Origin of the sequence: Pseudoxanthobacter soli DSM 19599 (assembly GCF_900148505.1) — a bacterium.
Classification (GTDB): Bacteria; Pseudomonadota; Alphaproteobacteria; order Rhizobiales; family Segnochrobactraceae; genus Pseudoxanthobacter; species Pseudoxanthobacter soli.
The window spans coordinates 132,201-149,500 of sequence record NZ_FRXO01000001.1 but is presented as its reverse complement, the minus strand read 5'-3'; the positions used below and the strand labels follow the sequence as shown (position 1 = coordinate 149,500).

Annotated in this window: 15 protein-coding genes; 5 read left to right on the top strand and 10 right to left on the bottom strand. The window is 68.2% G+C overall.

Annotated elements, in window-relative coordinates:
* The first annotated feature begins 45 nt into the window (after positions 1-45).
* Complete coding sequence (locus BUF17_RS00580; RefSeq protein WP_073625286.1) at positions 46-1,479, top strand: glutamate synthase subunit beta; 1,434 nt, start codon at positions 46-48, stop codon at positions 1,477-1,479.
* A 144-nt stretch (positions 1,480-1,623) separates the two neighbouring features.
* Here the strand turns inward: BUF17_RS00580 and BUF17_RS00575 are convergent, their stop codons facing one another.
* Together BUF17_RS00575 and BUF17_RS00570 are read right to left on the bottom strand one after the other, a co-directional pair.
* Entirely contained in the window at positions 1,624-3,375 is a 1,752-nt protein-coding gene (locus tag BUF17_RS00575; RefSeq protein WP_073625285.1) for a thiamine pyrophosphate-binding protein, read from the bottom strand.
* A gap of 179 nt (positions 3,376-3,554) precedes the next feature.
* Positions 3,555-4,847: a lytic murein transglycosylase gene (locus BUF17_RS00570; RefSeq protein ID WP_084563722.1), complete on the bottom strand. Its 1,293-nt coding sequence runs from the start codon at positions 4,845-4,847 to the stop codon at positions 3,555-3,557.
* A 299-nt stretch (positions 4,848-5,146) separates the two neighbouring features.
* Here BUF17_RS00570 and BUF17_RS00565 point away from each other — a divergent pair, with 299 nt between their 5' ends.
* Positions 5,147-6,163, top strand: a complete 1,017-nt coding sequence (locus BUF17_RS00565) for a KpsF/GutQ family sugar-phosphate isomerase (protein ID WP_084563720.1) — start codon at positions 5,147-5,149, stop codon at positions 6,161-6,163.
* A gap of 27 nt (positions 6,164-6,190) precedes the next feature.
* Here the strand turns inward: BUF17_RS00565 and hemH are convergent, their stop codons facing one another.
* The 3 genes from hemH to BUF17_RS00550 all read right to left on the bottom strand — a co-directional run bounded on the left by hemH (position 6,191) and on the right by BUF17_RS00550 (position 8,313).
* On the bottom strand, positions 6,191-7,240 hold the full coding sequence (gene hemH / locus BUF17_RS00560; RefSeq protein ID WP_073625284.1) for a ferrochelatase: 1,050 nt from the start codon (positions 7,238-7,240) through the stop codon (positions 6,191-6,193).
* A gap of 95 nt (positions 7,241-7,335) precedes the next feature.
* Complete coding sequence (locus tag BUF17_RS00555; protein WP_073625283.1) at positions 7,336-7,758, bottom strand: DoxX family protein; 423 nt, start codon at positions 7,756-7,758, stop codon at positions 7,336-7,338.
* 75 nt (positions 7,759-7,833) lie between these two features.
* The gene (locus BUF17_RS00550) at positions 7,834-8,313 is read right to left on the bottom strand and encodes an NUDIX domain-containing protein (protein WP_073625282.1); all 480 of its coding nucleotides are present in this window, start codon (positions 8,311-8,313) and stop codon (positions 7,834-7,836) included.
* 218 nt (positions 8,314-8,531) lie between these two features.
* On the opposite strand from BUF17_RS00550, the gene BUF17_RS00545 reads away from it, so the two are divergent.
* Entirely contained in the window at positions 8,532-9,494 is a 963-nt protein-coding gene (locus BUF17_RS00545) for a metallophosphoesterase family protein (RefSeq protein WP_073625281.1), read from the top strand.
* On the opposite strand, the gene BUF17_RS00540 is transcribed toward BUF17_RS00545, so the two are convergent.
* Both BUF17_RS00540 and sciP read right to left on the bottom strand, forming a co-directional pair.
* On the bottom strand, positions 9,487-10,665 hold the full coding sequence (locus BUF17_RS00540) for an MFS transporter (protein ID WP_073625280.1): 1,179 nt from the start codon (positions 10,663-10,665) through the stop codon (positions 9,487-9,489). The two genes, BUF17_RS00545 and BUF17_RS00540, sit on opposite strands and share 8 nt — an antisense overlap.
* Positions 10,666-11,097: 432 nt before the next feature.
* Positions 11,098-11,373 carry a CtrA inhibitor SciP gene (gene sciP / locus BUF17_RS00535; protein WP_073625279.1) on the bottom strand — a complete coding sequence of 92 codons (276 nt, stop codon included), beginning with the start codon at positions 11,371-11,373 and terminating at the stop codon, positions 11,098-11,100.
* Positions 11,374-12,000: 627 nt separating this feature from the next.
* On the opposite strand from sciP, the gene mnmA reads away from it, so the two are divergent.
* Positions 12,001-13,260, top strand: a complete 1,260-nt coding sequence (gene mnmA / locus BUF17_RS00530; protein ID WP_244530716.1) for a tRNA 2-thiouridine(34) synthase MnmA — start codon at positions 12,001-12,003, stop codon at positions 13,258-13,260.
* A 20-nt stretch (positions 13,261-13,280) separates the two neighbouring features.
* On the top strand, positions 13,281-13,958 hold the full coding sequence (locus BUF17_RS00525) for a class I SAM-dependent methyltransferase (protein WP_084563718.1): 678 nt from the start codon (positions 13,281-13,283) through the stop codon (positions 13,956-13,958).
* A 107-nt stretch (positions 13,959-14,065) separates the two neighbouring features.
* On the opposite strand, the gene BUF17_RS00520 is transcribed toward BUF17_RS00525, so the two are convergent.
* The 3 genes from BUF17_RS00520 to BUF17_RS00510 form a co-directional block, all read right to left on the bottom strand.
* A complete protein-coding gene (locus BUF17_RS00520) occupies positions 14,066-15,115 on the bottom strand; it encodes a heparan-alpha-glucosaminide N-acetyltransferase (protein WP_084563716.1) in 1,050 nt (349 codons plus the stop codon).
* 24 nt (positions 15,116-15,139) lie between these two features.
* Positions 15,140-16,432, bottom strand: a complete 1,293-nt coding sequence (locus tag BUF17_RS00515) for a hemolysin family protein (RefSeq protein WP_073625278.1) — start codon at positions 16,430-16,432, stop codon at positions 15,140-15,142.
* A 177-nt stretch (positions 16,433-16,609) separates the two neighbouring features.
* Complete coding sequence (locus tag BUF17_RS00510; protein ID WP_073625277.1) at positions 16,610-17,284, bottom strand: exopolysaccharide biosynthesis protein; 675 nt, start codon at positions 17,282-17,284, stop codon at positions 16,610-16,612.
* Between the last annotated feature and the right edge of the window lie 16 nt (positions 17,285-17,300).

Here is a 17,300-nt window from a genome sequence, read left to right as displayed (position 1 = left end):
CGCGTCCGAGCGCACGAGACAAGACCTCAGAAAGAGCGGGTTTTCATGGGCAAGGTCACTGGCTTTCTCGAGATCGACCGGCAGGATCAGAAGTACCAGCCGGCGGCCGACCGCATCCGCCACTATCGCGAGTTCACGGTTCCCCTGCCGACGGCCGAGGTCGAGCGCCAGGCGGCGCGCTGCATGGATTGCGGCATTCCGTTCTGCCATGGGCCGACTGGCTGCCCGGTGCACAACCAGATCCCCGACTGGAACGATCTGGTGTTCTCCGGCGAGTGGGAAGAGGCGATCCGCAACCTCCACACCACCAACAACTTCCCCGAATTCACCGGCCGCATCTGCCCGGCACCGTGCGAGGAGGCCTGCACGCTCAACCTCGAGAACGTGCCGGTCGCCATCAAGACGGTCGAGCAGGCCATCGTCGACAACGCGTGGACGAACGGCTGGATAAAGCCGGAGATTGCCGCGGCAAAGACGGGCAAGCGCGTTGCGGTCGTCGGCTCCGGTCCGGCGGGGCTCGCAGCGGCCCAGCAGCTCGCACGCGTCGGCCATGATGTCCACGTCTACGAGAAGCAGGCGAAGGCCGGCGGCCTGCTGCGCTACGGCATCCCCGACTTCAAGATGGAGAAGCACCACATCGACCGCCGCGTGAAGCAGATGGAGGCGGAAGGCGTGGTGTTCCACTACGGCGTCAACATCGGCGTGACCCGCACCCTCGACAGCCTGATCGAGGAACACGACGCGGTTCTCCTCTGCGCCGGTGCCGAGCGTCCGCGCGAGGCCGGCATTCCCGGTTCGGACCTGAAGGGCGTGCACCACGCCATGCCCTACCTGATCCAGCAGAACCGGCGGGTCGGCGGCGAATCCATCGGCGCCGAGGCCCCCATTGTGGCGGCGGGCAAGCATGTGGTGGTCGTCGGTGGCGGCGACACCGCCTCGGACTGTGTCGGCACCTCGTTCCGCCAGGGCGCGGTGCGGGTGACCCAGCTCGACATCCGCCCGACGCCGCCGGTGATGGAAGACAAGCTCAAGGTGTGGCCCTACTGGCCGACCAAGTTCCGCACCTCGTCCAGCCAGGCCGAGGGCGCGGAACGTGAATTCTCCGCGGCGACCCTCGGCTTCAAGGGCGACCGCAACGGCAACGTCACCCATGTGCAGTGCGCGCGGGTGGACGAGCGCCGGCGGCCGATTCCCGGGACGGAGTTCGAGATCCGCGCCGACCTCGTCATGATCGCCATCGGCTTCGCCGGCCCGACGCTCGATACCTTCGTCGCCGAGGCGAACGACCGGCTCGAGCTCGACGCCCGCACCAACGTCAAGGCGGATACCGAGAGCTATCGCACCTCGGTCGAAAAGCTGTTCGCGGCCGGCGACGTGCGCCGAGGCCAGTCCCTGGTTGTGTGGGCGATCCGCGAGGGCCGTCAGGCTGCCCGCGCCATCGACCTGCACCTGATGGGTGAGACCACCCTGCCCCGCTGACGGCCATCGCCGCAGCAACAAACGAACAGGGCGCCGGATCCTCGGGATCCGGCGCCCTTTCGATTCACTGCGGGCGATTCATGGCGGGCAATTCATGGCTGGCGGTTCGCGACGACCGTCCTCGCCGCTCCACCGTGTCTGGCCTCAGCGGACATAGACCTCCGCGGAAATCGGGATCTCGATCACGTTCGGCAGTTCCGACGCGATGCCGGCCTCCACCAGCGCGGCGATGTCGGAGACGCGCTCCGCCCGGCGCGCCGGCAGGCCGAAGGCGTGCGCCAGCGCCATGTAGTCGACCGGTGGATCGACGATATCCATCGCGATGAAACGGTTTGAGCGCGTCGAGTTGTAATGCGACTGGCCGCGCTGGAAGTTCTTCAGCACGTTGTATTCGCGATTGTTCATCACGACGAACGTCACCGGAAGCTTCTCGTGGGCCGCAGTCCAGAGCGCCTGAGGCGAATAGAGCGCGGCGCCGTCGCCGACGAGGCACACCACCGGCGCGCGGCCGTAGCCGAGCGAAAACCCGACGGACGCCGGCATGCCCCAGCCGAGCACGCCACCGCGCAGGAAGGAATATTGCCGCGCCGAATCCGAATGCAGCAGGCTGCGGACGTGGGACGAGGTCGCGACCGCCTCGTCGACGATGGCGACCCGGGAGCCGATCGCCCGCACCACCTCGTGGGCGGCGACGAGTGGCGTCGTCACCGGCGCGTCCATTTCGCTGCGCGCCTGCGCCTCGATCCCCCGCCGGCGTCCCTCCCGATCCTCCCGCGCGGCGTCGAGACGCTTGCGGCGTTCCGCGGCTGTCGGGGCGACCTTCCGGCGTAAGAGCGGGTTCAGCACCTGCAACGAGGCCTTGATGTCGCCCCAGACCGACAGCCGCGTCTCGTAGGTCCGGCCGAGGTCGCGCACGTCGGAGGAGAGCTGCAGAACCTCGCAGGTCTCCGGCACCGCCGGGCCTTCGGTATAGAGAATGGTGATCAGCGACTTGCCGCCGAGGGCGAACACGCAGTCATAGTCCGACAGCCGCTTGTTGATGTCCGTCGCCTTGGTCGGCATGTTGCCGGCCCACAGCGGATGGGAGGTCGGGAAGGGAATCCGCGCTGGCCAGGACGAGCCATAGACCGGCACGCCCAGGATCTCCGCGATCTCCACCGCCTCCGCGGCGGCATCGCTGGTGTCGATCTCGTCGCCGGCGATCATGACGAGCCGGCCCACCGGCACGGCGGCGAGGATATCGGCCAGCTCCTCCAGCGAGCCCGCCACCGCACGACGGTCGATGCGCGACTGGCGGAGCGTGCTGACGGTCGTCTTCTCCTCCATCACGTCCATCGGCAGCGACAGGAACACCCCGCCCGCCGGCGCGGCATTGCAGTCGTGGAACGCACGGCGCACCAGCACCGGAATCTGCGCCGCGCTCGCCACCTCCTGCGCCCATTTGACATTGGGGCGGGCGATGGCGACGAGGTCGCCGAACAGCAGCGGATCGGTGACGGTGTGGCGGGAGTCCTGCTGGCCGGCCGTGATCACCAGCGGGGTGTTGGCGACGCCGGCATTTATGATGCAGCCGAGCGCATGACCGAGACCGCCGGCGGTATGGAGATTGACGAAGCCCGGCCGGCGCGCGGCCTGGGCATAACCGTCGGCCATGGCGACGACGCTCGCCTCCTGCAGGCCCCAGATGTACTGGATCTGCGGCTTCGAAAGCAGTGCATCCATCAGCGGCAGTTCGGTCGTGCCGGGATTGCCGAACACGTACTCCACGCCTTCGCTATCGAGCACCTCGAGCAGAACGTCGGCGCCGCGGCGCTCCGCCAGCGCGTCCGGGGTCGATATGTCGACGGCGGGAACTCCGCTCGTGCGCTGCGTGCCGGAAGAGCCGTTCTGCGTCATTTCCCGTCCCCTGCTTGGACCCCGCATGGATGATAACGGGCCTAGCGCCACCATGCGTGCAAATTGCGACGCCAGCCGGTGATTGCCGCGCGGGCAGGAGGACGAAACGGCGCCGCCGCGGACAGGTTCGTCCGCGGCGGCTTCGATACGTTTGTCAGCTTAAGAGCGCGCCGGGCCCATCAGCCGCCGAGGCGCGCGAGCAGTTCCACGGTGGGATAGCCATCCGGCGGCAGGCCTGCGGAAAGCTGGTAGGCGCGCACCGCGTCGCGGGTGCCGGGGCCGATCTTGCCGTCGATCGCGCCCACCGGGAAGCCGCGTGCCGTCAGCACCTGCTGGAGCTTCACGATCTGGTCACGGGACAGCGGGTGGGCATCGACCGGCCAGGGCGTGCGGAACGGCGGCACGCCCACGATTCGGTCGGCGAGGTAGCCGACGGCGATCGCGTAGGACGTCGAGTTGTTGTAGCGCTTGATGACGTCGAAATTGATCAGCGTCAGGAACGCGGGGCCGCGCGCGCCGGCGGGCAGGATCAGCTTGGCCTTGTCGGTACCGCGCGGGAACGGCCGCGCGCCGGTGCGGCGCACGCCGAGCTTCGCCCAGTCTGAGATCGGCCGCCACGTCTTCTCGTCGGCAAGCGCAAGGTTGAAGCCACGCGGCAACTCCACCTCGTAACCCCATGTTTCTCCGGGCCGCCAGCCATTCTTGGCCAGCAGGTTCGCCGCCGTTGCGAGCGCATCGGGAACGGACGTCCAGATGTTGCGCTTGCCGTCACCGTCCATGTCGACGGCGTATTGGAGGAAGCTCGTCGGAATGAACTGCGTGTGGCCCATGGCGCCTGCCCACGACCCGGTGAGACCGCGCGGGGCGACGTCGTGATCCTGCAGAATGGTCAGAGCGGCGATCAGCTGGGTCCGGCCGAAGTCGGTGCGCGGTCCTCCGGCATAGGCAAGCGTCGCGAGCGAACGGACCACGCTGCGAACGATCTTCGGGTTCTCCAGAACGGCGCCATACGAGGTTTCCACGCCCCAGATCGCCACCAGGATCTGCGGTTCGACGCCGAATCGCGTCGAGATCCGATCGAGCCAGGGCTTCCACTGCGCGAACTTGCGGCGACCTTCGTTGACGCGGGCGTCGCTGACCGCGCTCGCAAGATATTCGCCGACCGACTTGGTGAACTCGGGCTGCTTGGCGTTGAGCCGCAGCACGTCCGGGTCCGGACGGTCCACGCCGGCGAAGGCGGCGTTGTAGGTTGCGGCAGAAATGCCGTTCGCCTTAGCTGTCGGCCAGAACTGCTTGATCCAGTTCACGAAGCCGGGGTCGGCGGCCGCTGACGCTGGCTGTGGCGCGGCAACGGCCAGAACCAGGACCGCGAGCGCCGCGACAAGAAGACCGGCGAAGCCGCGCCGAGCCGCCTCGCGGGAGCGCAACGCGGCATGGTCAGGATCGCGAACGGTGATCGCGGCGGCGGTCATGGCGGCTCTCCTCAATTCGTCTTCATCCGGCCTGGCACGGCAACCATGCTTTAGGCGGTCATGGTTAACGGAGCCTTGCCCGGCCGGCTTCACAACGGCGCGAGCCACGGCGATGCCCGCGCGATATCCGGGCAATCGCCCGCCCGGGGAACGCGGGGGGCATGCCGGCGGCGGGCCAACCGGGGCGACCGGGGGCGCATTTTTCTTGTCCCTCACCGTCCTGCGGGAGTAAACCGCGACCCACGGATCGCGGCGACGGCCTTTCCAGGCCCGTCGCTCCGTCGCAGGGAACGAACACGATGAACGACGGTCGAACCACCGCGGCCCGCCTGGAACCGGTTTCCAAGCCCGATGCTCCCGCCGCGTGCGCGCTGCGCACGGTCGAGACCGAGATCGCGGGGCTGGAGGCCCTGAGGGCGGCGCTCGCCAACGGAATGGCGACCACGTTCGACGATGTCGCCCTTCTGCTGTCCTCGATCCGGGGCCGCGTGGTCGTCACCGGCATGGGCAAGAGCGGCCATATCGGCACCAAGATCGCCGCGACCATGGCCTCGACCGGCACGCCCGCTTTCTTCGTGCATCCCGCCGAGGCGAGCCACGGCGATCTCGGCATGATCACGGACCAGGACGCCGTGCTCGCCCTGTCGTGGTCCGGCGAAACCGTGGAACTCGCGAGCATCATCTCCTACGCGAAGCGCTTCCGGGTTCCCCTGGTCGCCATCACCTCGAAGCGCGGTTCCAGCCTCGGCCGCGCGGCGGACTTCGTCCTTGAACTGCCGCAGGCGGCGGAGGCGTGTCCTCACGGGCTCGCGCCGACGACCTCGACGATGCTGCAGCTCGCCCTCGGGGATGCCATCGCCATCGCGCTTCTCGAAATGCGCGGCTTCACCGAGCTCGATTTCCGCGTGTTCCACCCGGGCGGCAAGCTCGGCGCGAACCTGCGTCATGCCCGCGACCTGATGCATTCCGGCGACCGGCTGCCGCTCGCCCCGCTCGGCACGACGATGAGCGAGGCGATTCTCACCATCAGCTCGAAGGGGTTCGGTTGCCTCGGCGTCACCGACAGCGAAGGCCGGCTGATCGGCGTGATCACCGACGGCGACCTGCGCCGCAATCTGTCGAGCGACCTGCTGGGCCGGCATGTCGAGGAGGTGATGAGCCGCAAGCCGCGCACCATTGCGCCGGAAACTCTGGCCGCGAGCGCGCTGGAGACGCTGAATGCGTCCTCCATCACCGCGCTGTTCGTGGTGGAGGAGACCGGCCGTCCGGTCGGCATCCTTCACCTGCACGATCTCCTGCGCGTCGGCGCGGCCTGAAGGCCGCCTGCCCCGCGCCGACCGACATCAGACCCAGCCTTCGAGTTCCCGCCGCACGACGCGCTCCAGCACCGCGATGCCGCCGGCACTGTCGTTGAGGCAGGGAATCGCCGAGAAATCCTCGCCGCCGTTTTCGTGGAAGATCTCGGCGTTCTCCTCGCCGATCTCCTCGAGCGTCTCGAGGCAGTCGGCCGCGAAGCCGGGCATCACCACGGCCATACGCTTCACACCGGACTTCGCCAGCGCCTCCACCGTCTTGTCGGTATAGGGCTGGAGCCATTCCGCCTTGCCGAAACGGGACTGGAACGTCAGCCGCAGCCGTTCCTCGCTCCAGCCGAGCCGCGCGCGCAGCAGCCGCACCGTCTCGCGGCACTGGTCGGCGTAGGGATCGCCCTTCTGGACGTACTCGACGGGAACCCCGTGGAACGACGCGAGCACCACCTCCGGCTCGAAGTCGAGCGTGGCGAGATGGTCGATAATCGAGGTGGCGAGCGCGTCGATATAGACCGGGTCGTCGTGCCAGTTCGGCGCCGTCCGCAGCGCCGGCTGGCGCCGCATCGTCTTCAGCGCGTCGAAGGCCACGTCGTTGACGGTCGCGGTCGTCGCCGCCGCATATTGCGGATAAAGCGGCACCACCAGCACGCGGTCGCAGCCGGCATCCACCATCGCCTTCAGCCGCTCGGCGACAGGCGGCTTGCCGTATCGCATCGCCCAGTCGACCGTTACGGGCAGATCCTGAAGCGCTGTCGCGAGTTTCTCGGACTGGGCCCGGGTGATGGTCTTCAGCGGGGCCTCGTCGAGCGCGGTGTTCCAGATCGAGGCATAGGCCTTGCCCGATTTCTGCGGCCGCACCGACAGAATGACGAGATTGAGCAGCGGCAGCCAGAGCGCGCGCGGCACCTCGATCACGCGCCTGTCAGAGAGAAACTCGCCGAGATAGCGGCGCATCGGCCAATAGCTGGTGCCATCCGGCGAACCGAGATTGACGATCAGCACACCGATCCGCCGCGCCCGTGCGGCGGCGCCTTCGCTGCCGGGCGTCAAGGTGTCGCTACCGGCCAGATCTCCCGCCGCCATGTCATGCTCCCTGCTTGTCGGCCGCAAATCGCCGCGAACGCACGGGATCTATTCGCTCGCGGCGCGACGGCAAGGACCGGCGACAATTGGTCCGGTCAGTAATAGCGGTTCAGGTTCGGCCGCCGCGCGAGGATCGCGGCAAGCGCCAGCCCGCCGACGATCGCAAGACGATCGCCGGCCGCGAGCAGCAGGCCGCCGGAGGCGCCGCCCGTCAGCGTCCAGAAGGCATGCGCGATCGGAATCATGACCAGCGTATAAAGCGCCAGCACCGCCGCGCCGAGCCACGCGAGCGGCGGCACGAACATCACCAGCGCGGCGCCGCCGAGTTGAATGATGATGGAGATGGCGTTGAACACGCCGCCGGGCGCGAGACCGAAGCCGGCCATCTCGGCGCTGCCGCCGTTGAAGTCGATCAGCTTGACGAGACCGCCCAGCCAGAACGGCAGGCACAGCACCACGCGGGCGCCCATCGAAACCCAGCCATTATCCAGAAATTTCGCGACGACCTTCGGTGTCATCCGTGCGCTCCTGCCCTGCGATCCCGTTGCTTCAAAGGCTTACACGGCGATCCTGCGGCGGTCGAGAGCGGCGTCTCACCATTCCGCATCCGGGGGCAGGCCCTGGACGATCTCGGCAATGCGGCGGCGCGTCGCCGCGGTGGTGCCCTCCGGCAGTGCATCGGGAACGAAGAACCCGGCCTCGCGAATCTCCCGATTCGGCGTGATGGGAGCGGTCTGCCGTGCGCCCCGCACGACATAGAGCGCGACATGGTCGACCTTCAGCCGCCGCTGGAAATAGAACCCGGCAAGAACCGGCCGCCCGGCGAGCACGAGGTTGCCTTCCTCTCCGAGCTCCCGGACGATCGCAGCTTCAGCGCTCTCGCCCCGATCGACCGCCCCACCCGGCAGATGATAGCCCGGAACGTAGCCGTGGCGGACAAGGAATACCCGTCCATCCTGGTCGAACGCCACGGCACGGACGCCAAGCGTCATGCCCCGCGTCAGCCGGCCAGCGAGGTTGATCGCCCGCCAGGCCATGGGGCCGACGAGGCGAACCCAGCGGCTGTCCGTCATAGATGCGCCCTCCTCCACGTCGGTTCAGCCCCGCCGCGCTCTGGCCGCCGGCCGTTGCCTCGGATATAGCCTGTCGGGAACGGGAGGACAGAGCTCCGGTTTATCGCCGAACCGCTTTGCCGGCCGGACGACGTTCGCCGGCCGTGGTCCGATGCCATCGGGAATGCGGGCGAGAGTGTCGCCGCTGCACTCCGGGCGACAGCGCAAGATGGGGTTTCATGTTCCGGCTCGCCCACCTTTCCGATCCTCATCTCGGCCCGCTTCCGGACGTGCGCTACCGCCAACTCGCCTCCAAGCGGGCGATCGGCTACGTCAACTGGCGCCGCAACCGCGCCGTGAAGCTCGGCAGCGATTCGCTCGACATTCTCCTGGCCGATCTGGAAATGACGGCGCCCGACCATCTCGCCGTCACCGGCGATCTCGTGAATCTGGCACTGCCGGAGGAGATCAAGCTGGCGGCCGCCTGGCTCGACACCCTCGGCTCTCCGACGGGCGTCACCGTCGTGCCGGGCAACCACGACGCCTACGTCCCCGGCGCCGTCGGCCGCGCCGGCCGGCATTGGGCGGCTTTCATGCAGGGCGATCCCGACCGCGCGGTGTCGGACGAGCCGGATCCCGGCGGTGTGCTCGGCGCGCGCTTTCCGTTCGTCCGCCGCCGCGGCCCCATCGCCATCGTCGGCACGTCGAGCGCCCGCGCCTCCGCCCCGTTCATGGCGACCGGACATTTCGGGACGACGCAGAGCCTGATTCTCACCGAAATTCTGGAAGCGCTGCGCCACGAGGGCCTGTTCCGCGTCGTGCTGATCCATCATCCGCCGGTGCGCGGCTCCACCCCGTGGCACAAGCGGCTGATCGGCGGCTCGCGCTTCCGCGCGGCGATCCGCGAGGCCGGCGCCGAACTCGTCCTGCACGGCCACAATCATCGCGCCGGCGTGCTGCACATCAAGGGGCGCGACGGCCGGGTGCCGGTCGTGGGCGTGCCCTCGGCCTCGGCCACCCCCGACGAACGCCATGAAGGCGCGCGCTACAACCTGTTCGAGATCGACGGCGGGCCGGGGGCCTGGCACTGCCGCATGATCGAGCGCGGCCTGACCCCGGAAGCGCCGGAAACGGTCGAGGAAATTTCGTCCCGCCTGCTCATGCGCCCGCGCAGTCGCGCGACGAGGACGCAGCTCAGTTAAGCGACATCGCGAACTGAGGACGGGCCGCATTGCGGCGGTCGATCGAGCGCGACACCAGGCAGATCGCGAGCGCGACCAGCGCCATCGCCATGCCGACCCACGGAAGGTGATCGTACGGCACGCCAGCGGAGAGGGCCGCACCGCCGATCCACGCCCCGGCCGCATTGCCGAGATTGAAGGCGCCCTGGTTGAGGCTGGACGCGAGATTCGGGGCGCCGCGCGCACCGTCGAGCACGCGAATCTGCAGCGGCGGCACGATGGCGAAGGACAGCACGCCCCAGATCACGATCGTGACGATCATGGGCACCAGAGAGTGGCTGGTGAACACCAGCGCCACGAACACCAGCGCCAGCACCGCGAACGAGCCGATCAGCGTCGGCATCACCTTCCAGTCCGCGAGGCGGCCGCCGATGATGTTGCCGAACGTGATGCCGACCCCGAACAGCACGAGGATCCACGTGACGCCATGAGGCGAGACGCCGGTGACCTCGCGCAGCAGCGGCGCGATGTAGGTGAACACCGCAAACAGCGCTGACGATCCCGCCACGCTCGTCGCCATCGCCAGCAGCACCTGGGTATTGGCGAGGACCCTCACCTCCTGCCTGAGATTGCCGCGGGAGACCGGGATTTCTTTCGGCACCCAGAGCACGACCGCCGTCGTGGCAATGGCGCCGATGGCGACCACGGCCCAGAATGTCGAGCGCCAGCCGAGCCACTGGCCGAGCGCGGTGCCGGCCGGAACGCCGAGGATGTTGGCGACCGTCAGGCCGGCGAACATCAGCGCCATCGCCCGCGCGCGTTGGTTCTGCGGCACGAGGCCCGCCGCCACCACGCCGCCGATGCCGAAATAGGCGCCGTGGCAGAAGGCGGTCACCACCCGTGCGCCCATCAGGAACCAGTAGTTCGGGGCGATCGCGCAGAGGAAGTTGCCGAGGATGAACATGCCGGTCAGGCCGACCAGCGTCGCCTTGCGCGGCAGACCGTTGGTCGCCGCCGCGACGATGGGCGCACCGACCACCACACCCATGGCGTAGCCGGTGATCAGCAGGCCCGCCGTGGGGATGCTCACGCCGAGATCGGCTGCAACCTCCGGCAGAAGCCCCATGATGACGAATTCGGTCGTCCCGATCCCAAAGGATGCGAGAGCCAAGGCGAAAAGCGGCAACGACATCGTCGCGGATCCCGAAAAGAATCGGCCTGGAGCACGGAGGATTTGAGCTGGCCGTTCAGGATCGGCGAATTCGGGCGTACCCACCACGTCGGCAGGCTCATAGCAGCCATGCGACAATGAGGATGCCCCGCATCCGCGGCTTGAATTGTCGAAGACAAGCGGCGACGGCGGGCAAAGCCGCCGCGTCGCCGGGAGCGGACGCTGGGAAGAAACCGGCACCGGAGAAAATGTCGACGGCTCGGGCACGGCGGTGCCCGGGCGTCCGGAACAGGTCGCGGCAGCAGACGTCCGCGATGCCTCAGCCGCGATATGGAGGCCTTAGAGCATAACCCGTTCAGATCGTATCGATCTGAACGACAAGGTTATGCGCAAGCTTTTGAATCTGGAGCGATTTCTTGTCGATCTGATGATTCCATCAGATCGACAAGCGCTCTAGCCGCGATATTCCTGGATGCGCGTGGCGCGCAGTCCGGCGAGGCCGTGACGGTCGATCAAGGCCTGCCAGGACAGGAATTCATCGACGGTTAAAGTATAGCGGCGGCATGCCTCTTCGAGGGACAAGAGTCCGCCGCGAACGGCCGCAACGACTTCTGCCTTGCGCCGGATCACCCAGCGTTGGGTGTTCCCGGGAGGCAGATCGGCAACCGTCAACGGACTTCCGTCCGGACCAATGACATAACGCACGCGGGGTCGAACCTGATCGGTCATCGAACTCTCACAACGCCACCCGACCTTTTGACGGTGACCCTACAGCCCGAGATTTAAAAATCGGCAAATGTTCCCGCCTGATGTGACCCTGCGTTCAGGTGGCGTTCATCGCGCCCATGATCGACAGACCGGACGGAGCTCACGGCGCCAAGAGACCCCGGAAACAAGAGACCCGGGAAACAAGAGACCCGGGAAAGATGCCCTCTCGACCTCCACCGCCTTGCAGAGCGCCCGCCCGCGCGCCATCTAACGGGAGCCCGGGTGCGGACCCGGGCCGAGGCAGCCGGAACGATCGCAGGTCGAACGGGTTGCCTTTCCGAAGCCTCGACGGACCCCGTCAGCCGCCGCGCAGCCGGCTCGTCGCGGGAAGCCGCGCGCCGATCTTGGACGGCATCGATGCGTTCGGATATAATACGCACATACCGGTTCGGCGCTGGACGTCAGCGCCGTCCGTTCGAACAGCCGGCTATCCCTTCCGGTGACGTCGTCCTATGTTTGCCGTGCGGGTCCGGGTCGCGACCGGCCTCGCGTGCGATCAGTTCTGCGGTCGTGGTGCGACGGTCGCGTCGTACCGTCCGCCGGAGCCGCGCCGCGCGGCGCCCGTCGGGGCCCGCTTTTGGAAAAGTCATGTCCGAGAACGCCATGCGGATCGATCTTGACCTTCCGGGTCGCCCACAGGACCACCGTGTCGTCGTCGCCATGTCCGGCGGCGTCGATTCGTCGCTGGTCGCGGCTCTGGTCAAGCAGGCCGGCTACGATGTCGTCGGCGTCACGCTTCAGCTCTACGATCACGGCGAAGCGAGCCATCGGCCGGGCGCGTGCTGCGCCGGGCGCGACATCCGCGATGCGCGCCGCGTCGCCGAGACGCTCGGCATCCCCCACTACGTGCTCGACATGGAGGAGCGGTTCCGCGACGCCGTGATCGAGGGCTTCGCCGACAGCTATCTCGCGGGCGAGACGCCGGTGCCGTGCGTCGCCTGCAACCAAACCGTCAAGTTCTCCGATCTTCTCGAAACCGCCCGCGATCTCGGGGCAACCGCGCTCGCCACGGGCCATTATGTCTCGACCCGCGGCACGCCGTCCGGGCGTGGCCTTTTCAGGCCCGCGGATGCGGAGCGCGATCAAAGCTATTTCCTGTTCGCCACCACCCGCGCGCAGCTCGATTTCGTCCGGTTCCCGCTCGGCGAGATTCCGAAGAGCGAAACGCGGCGGCTCGCGCGCGACCTCGGCCTCGTCGTCGCCGACAAGCCGGACAGTCAGGACATCTGCTTCGTGCCCACCGGCCGGTATGCCGAGATGATCGAGCGGCTGCGCCCCGGTGCCGCCGAGCCGGGTGAGATCGTGCATACCGACGGCCGGGTGCTCGGCCGGCATCGCGGCATCATCCACTTCACCATCGGCCAGCGTCGGGGCCTCGGCCTTTCCATCGGCGAGCCGCTCTATGTGGTCTCGCTCGACCCCGAAAGCCGCCGGGTGGTGGTGGGGCCGCGCGAGGCCCTCGTGACGCGGCGGGTTCCGCTGCGCGACGTCAACTGGATCGGCGACGGCACCCTCGAGGAGGCCGCAGCCGCCGGTCTCGAAATCCACGCCCGCGTCCGCTCCACCCGCGATCCGGCGCCCGCCCTTCTTCACATCGAAGACGGCGCCGTGTTCGTCGATCTGGTGGGAGGCGAGAGCGGTGTTGCGCCGGGGCAGGCCTGCGTGCTCTACGAGGGGCCGGAGCCTCGCGCCCGCGTGCTCGGCGGCGGGTTCATCGCCCGCGGTCCCCACACCATGAACGCCTCGCCCGAGGCCGCCCGCAGCCCCGTTCCTCCCCAAGACCAGGCGGCCCCGGGCTCGCCCACCCTCCAAACGTCCGGGCTCCACGGCCTGCGTCTGGCTGGCTGACCACTCACGGACAACGGATCATGTCGCGTAGCACGGTTGCACCCAAAAGGCAGGCCGCCCGCCACAAGCATGGGTCGACCCCGCTGACCTCCGGCGGTCTGCAGTCCGCCTATGCGACGTGGGCCCCGGTTTACGACACGGTGTTCGACCTGCCGATGTCGCGGGGCCGCAACATGGCGGTGCGCCGCCTGAACCGGCTCGGCGGCCGAGTGCTGGAAGCCGGCGTCGGCACCGGCCTGTCGCTTCCGCTCTACCGGCCGGACGTGAAGGTCACCGGCATCGACTTCTCGGCCGAGATGCTGCGCCGTGCCGGTGAGCGCGTCCGCCGTCGCGGCCTGCAGAACATCGAGGCGCTGATCGAGATGGACGCGATGGAGCTTGCGTTCGAAGACGGCAGCTTCGATTGCACCGTCGGCATGTACCTGATGAGTGCCGTGCCGGATCCGGAGCGCGTCTTCAGCGAGCTCGTGCGCGTCACCCGCCCGGGCGGCACGGTGATCGTGGTCAATCACTTCCGCTCGCGGAAGGGCGCATGGGCGCCGGTGGAGCGCTGCCTGTCGCCGCTGTCGCCCAAGCTCGGCTGGGACCTCGAGATGCCGGTCGAGCGCCTGCTCGGACGTGCCGACGTGACGCTGGTGGAGAACCGGCTGGTTCCCCCGCTCGGGCTGTTCACCCTGCTCCAGTTCAAGAAGCACTGACAGGCCGGCCGGATCTCCCGTTCGAACGCATCTCCCGTTCGATCGTTGCGATCAGGCCGGGGATTGAACCCGGAGCCTGAAGCCGTTCGTGACAGCCCGCGGGAGCTTTATTGCCCCCCGGGGACTAGGGCGCGCATTCGGCATTCGCGCACGATGGCGTCCACCAGCGATTGCTCCGACGACCCCGGCCGCGCGGCAGCGAGGTTGCTCCAGAGATCGGCGCGGCCGAATCCCTCCGCGGTGCAACTGCAATAGGTGGTGCAGCTCGCCTCGCCGGTGCCGGTCGCACGGCAGCTTTCCATGCAGCTCGACCGATAGTCGCTGACCCGCACCGCGGGCGTCGCGCCGAACAGCAGCGACAGCTCGATCAGGGCGAAGAACACCGGCTGGTGGATCAGATAGACCGGCAGGCTGTGACGCCCCGCAAAGCCGAGAGCGCGCAGGAGACGCGAGCGCGGCTCGATGCGGGCGAGGCCGCGCAGGAGATCGCGGTCGAGCGCGAAGCGGCCGGCGGCGATGCCGACGAGCACCGCGGAGAACCAGGGCAGCAGCGGAACGTAGTCCATCGAAGATGGCGGGTCCGCCGCGAGACCGAGCCAGACGAGCCACACCGAATCGAGTGCCGGCGTTCGAGCGAACTGAGGGATCGCGAACACGACGACGGCGACGGCGAGCGTCGCCAGTGGCGGCAGCCGCACGAAGGCGAGGCCGAGCACCGTGGTCACAGCGATGCAGTGCAGGATGCCGAAGCGCACCACGTCGTCCGGAACGACCGCCCAGGTGCCGAGGCTGACGAGCACGGCCGCGCCGCCGACGACGGCGACGCGCCTTGCGATCTTCAACGGTGCGATGCCGCGCCGCGTCATCAGCACCAGGGAGAAGCCGCTGAGCATCAGGAAGGTGGCCGCGATCGAGCGGGCGTAGGCGACCCACTCAACCCCCGTCGTGACCGGCCACGACACGAAGCCGTAGAAGCTGAGGTCGAACGACAGGTGGTAGGATGCCATGGCGACGAGCGCGATACCCCGCGCGATGTCGATCACGGCAATGCGGCCGGAGCCGGCACGGCCGCCCCGCCCCCCACCGGGCGCATCCGGCGCGGTGTGCACGGCTCCGCGCCGCGCTTCCCGGTCCCGCATCCGCATTGCTTCGCTCATGCGCCCGTCACCTGCTGCCCACCGTCACGTCTCGTCGTTGGTGGCGCTGGCCAGGACCTTGTCGATGCGCCGACCGTCGAGATCGACCACCTCGAACCGCCAGCCTCTCCAGACGAAACTCTCGCCGGCGGAGGGAATGCGACGCATCTCGTTCAGTACGAATCCGGCAAGCGTGGTGAAGTCCTCGTCCTCGTTCATGTCCTTGAGGCCGAGCGTGCGCTCCACGTCGTCGATCGCCATGCGCCCGTCGAGCAGCCACGAACCGTCATGACGTCGCACGGCCTCCGAATCGGCTTCGCCTTCCTCAGGCAGGATGCCGGCGATGGCGGCCAGGATGTCGGACGGCGTGACGATGCCCTCGAAACTGCCGTGCTCGTCGACGACGACGACGAGATGAACGTTGCCGGAGCGGAACTGATCGAGGAGCTTGAGGATCGGCGTGCGGTCGGACACGAACACGGGAGGCCGGGCCGCCGCCTCGAGATCGACCGCGCCGGTGCTGCGCTGCTGTTCCAGGAGGTCCTTGGCGTGCACGACGCCGAACACGGCCTCGATGTCGCCGTGGGCGACCGGATAGCGCGAATGGCCGCTGGTGCTGATCTCGTCGAGTACGGCATCGGTCGGATCGTCGACATCGAGCCAGATCACGTCCGGGCGCGCCACCATGATCGAGCGCACCGAGCGGTCGGCGACGCGCAGCACACCCTCGATCATCTCGCGTTCGGCCGGCTGGAACACGCCCGCCTCGGTGCCCTCGGCGATCAGCGTCTTGACCTCTTCTTCCGTCACGCGGGATTCGGTGTCCTCGCGCACGCCGATCAGCCGCAGCACGGCCTCTGTCGAGCGGCGCAGCAGCCATACGATCGGCCGGCCGATAATCGCGACGATCGTCATCGGGCCGGCGACGACGCAGGCGAACCGCTCGGGATTGGTCAGCGCGACCCGCTTCGGGACGAGTTCGCCCACGATGAGCGAGACATAGGCCAGCAGGAAAACCACGATCGTCGACGCAATCGCGCTCGCGTGCGGTGCAATTGCCGGGATGGTCGCGAGTTCGTGGGACAGCGGGTCGGCGAACGCCGATTCGCCATAGGCGCCGGACAGGATCGCGACGAGCGTGATGCCGACCTGCACGGCCGACAAGAAGCCGGTCGGATCCTCGGCGAGCTTGAGGGCCGCGGCCGCGCCGCGCCTCCCGTCGCCCATCATCTGCTGAAGACGTGCGCGCCGGGAAGAGACCACGGCGAGTTCAGACATCGCGAAGAAGGCGTTGAGCAGCAACAGCCCGAGCACGACGATGAGTTGACCCCAGGGCATCGCCGCTCACCCGACCGCGTGGAAGAGATGCGCGCCGGCGATGTCCGGCCGGCGGGGCCCGCCAAAGGCGGGCCGTGCGGCAGCCGCGGTCCGTTGTCGCCCGGGCAGGCAAGGTCGGCCGGGATCGTCGCCGGAACCGTCTTCGCGAGAGGGCACGTCAGGAGAGGGCATGGATCCTCACAACTGGAAAAGATAGGCGATGAGCAGCAGCGTGCCCTTGATGATCGCGTAGAGCACGCCGGAGACGATCACGATCGATCCGATCGCCGTGGCAAGGCCGGACAGCATGGCGATGCCGTCGCGCTCGAACAGCGCGAGCGCGAACAAAGCCACCGCGGCGCCGGGAAGCGCGTTGCCGAGCGGAATCGGCAGGAAGATCAGCACCGACAGCAGGAAGCAGATGAAGCCGATGAGCCGGTCGGCCGCCCGCCCCGTCAGGAACAGAATGCGGGGCCGCAACAGCCGTTCGGCCCTCATGATCCAGGGCCGCACGCGCTTGTTGATGGCGGCGAAATCGGCCGTGGAGATCGACCGGTCGGCGATCACGCCAGGAAGCCAAAGCGTCGAGCGGCCGAGCATCAGCTGGAAGGTCACGAACAGCAGCGGCGCGCCCAGCACGCTCGAAATGCCCGGCAGTCCGGTCGGGATGGCGTTGAGGAAGCCGAACACGAACATGATCGCGGCGAACGCGCGGTCGCCCATCATCACGGCGATCTCGCGCAGCGTCAGCCGCTCCACCGGAGCGCTGGCGACGGCGTCGAGCAGATCCGACAGGCGGCGCGGCGCCCCGTCCGTGCGGGGCGGCGGAACAGATTCGGCCTGTTCCTCGGGATCGACCGGTTCGGAGGGCAAAGGTCGCTCGGGCAAG